The organism is Arthrobacter sp. SPT-J7 (assembly GCF_059089965.1).
In genome coordinates this window covers 1-1,932 of the sequence record NZ_JBNHFF010000381.1, presented here as the reverse complement: position 1 = coordinate 1,932, position 1,932 = coordinate 1, and the positions used below count along the sequence as shown (strand labels likewise).

Genomic DNA, 1,932 nt, shown 5'->3' with positions numbered 1-1,932 from the left:
CCCGCTGCCGCGCAAGTCGCGGCAGCGGGGAGCGGATGCCCGTGCCGGCTACACCTTCCTGCTGCCCTGGCTGCTGGGATTCATTGCCCTCACTGTTGGGCCCATGATTTCCTCGCTCTACCTGTCCTTTACCAACTACAACCTGTTCGAGCCGCCCAAGTGGATCGGCCTGGACAACTACACCTCCCTCTTCCAGGACGAACGGTTCCTGCAGTCGGTGGGGGTCACCGTGGGCTATGTCGTCTTCGGCACCCCGTTGAAACTGGCAGCAGCACTGGCGGTGGCGATGCTGCTGAACAGCAAGCGCCGCGGCCAGGGTTTCTACCGCTCCGCGTTCTATGCCCCGTCCCTGATCGGCGCGTCCGTGTCCATCGCCATCGTCTGGAAAGCGATGTTCGGCGATGCCGGCCCGGTGGACCAGGGCCTGTCCTTCTTTGGGATCAACCTCGGCGGCTGGGTGGGCAACCCCTCCATGACCATGCCGATGTTCATCCTGTTGACCGTCTGGCAGTTCGGCGCGCCGATGGTGATCTTCCTCGCCGGCCTGAAGCAGATCCCGGCCGATCTCTATGAAGCTGCGTCCATGGACGGTGCCGGCCCGATCCGGAAGTTCTTCAACATCACTTGGCCCATGCTCTCCCCGGTGATCTTCTTCAACCTGTTGATGGAAACCATCCACGCATTCCAGATCTTCGCCTCGGCCTACATCATCTCCAACGGTGAAGGCGGCCCGGCCGGCTCCACCCTCTTCTACACCCTCTACCTGTACCTGCGGGGCTTCAGCGACTTCCGGATGGGCTACGCCTCGGCGATGGCCTGGCTGCTGGTGATCGTCGTCGGCATCATTACCCTGATCTTCTTCCGCACCTCCAAGTCCTGGGTCCACTACAGCGGTGATGCAAAATGACAAGCACGGCAACGCCCACACAGTCCCTTCCGGACGCACAGCTTGCGCACTACAACCCCAAGTCCGAGTCAGTAACGGCCAAGCGCGCCAAGAGCACCGTCTTCCACGTCGTTGCCCTCGCCCTGACGGCAGTGGTCCTCTACCCGGGCCTGTGGATGATCGCCTCGTCCTTCAAGCCCAACTCGGAAATCGGCGGGGCCAACACCTCGCTGTGGTCCAACAACTTCAGCTTCGACAACTTCGTCACGGCGATGGAAGGCATTGGTGGCGTGTCCACCCTGCAGTTCTTCACCATCTCGCTGGTCCTGGATATCGGTGCCGTGGTGGGAACCATCCTGTCCGCCAGTGTCTCGGCCTACGCGTTCGCCAGGATCAAGTTCCCCGGCCGCAGTGTGTTCTTCGGCATGATGATCGCAACCCTGCTCCTGCCGTTCCACGTGGTGATCATCCCGCAGTACATCGTGTTCCAGCAGCTTGGCCTGGTGGACACGTACGTGCCGCTGCTAATCGGCAAGTTCCTGGCCGCCGATGCGTTCTTCGTCTTCCTGATGGTCCAGTTCATGCGCAACCTGCCGGGTGAGCTGGACGAGGCCGCCAGGATCGACGGCGCCGGCCACGTCCGGATCTTCACCTCCATCATGCTGCCGCTGATGAAGCCGGCCCTGATCTCCACGTCGATCTTCTCCTTCATCTGGAGCTGGAATGACTTCCTGGGCCCGCTGCTCTACCTGAACACCCCGGACAAGTACCCGCTGCCCCTGGCCCTGCGACTTTTCGTGGACCAGACCCAGAGCTCGGACTACGGTGCAATGATCGCCATGTCCGTCCTGGCCCTCCTGCCGGTGCTGATCTTCTTCCTGGTGTTCCAGCGGTACATTGTTGAAGGCGTCTCCACCCAGGGCCTCAAGGGCTGACCGCCCGGAAGCCGATACAGAAAATGAGCGTCATGGACAGCACCACACCCGCCCCAAGCCACCACGGACCCGTCCCGGTCAACCGCTTCGCGCTGTTCTCCGAAACCCTCC

At 62.1% G+C, this 1,932-nt stretch carries 2 protein-coding genes; both read left to right on the top strand.

Going from position 1 to position 1,932, the window contains the following annotated elements; genetic code table 11:
- Nucleotides 1-4 precede the first annotated feature (4 nt).
- Nucleotides 5-907: a carbohydrate ABC transporter permease gene (locus AC5RWX_RS32835; RefSeq protein ID WP_494100350.1), complete on the top strand. Its 903-nt coding sequence runs from the start codon at nt 5-7 to the stop codon at nt 905-907.
- Nucleotides 904-1,821, top strand: a complete 918-nt coding sequence (locus AC5RWX_RS32830) for a carbohydrate ABC transporter permease (protein WP_494100349.1) — start codon at nt 904-906, stop codon at nt 1,819-1,821. Before AC5RWX_RS32835 ends, AC5RWX_RS32830 begins: the two co-directional genes overlap by 4 nt.
- Nucleotides 1,822-1,932 lie beyond the last annotated feature (111 nt).

What these genes read in the sequence shown, in the direction of transcription:
- AC5RWX_RS32830 (WP_494100349.1), top strand. Translation starts at nt 904, where the DNA reads ATGACAAGCACGGCAACGCCCACACAGTCCCTTCCGGACGCACAGCTT.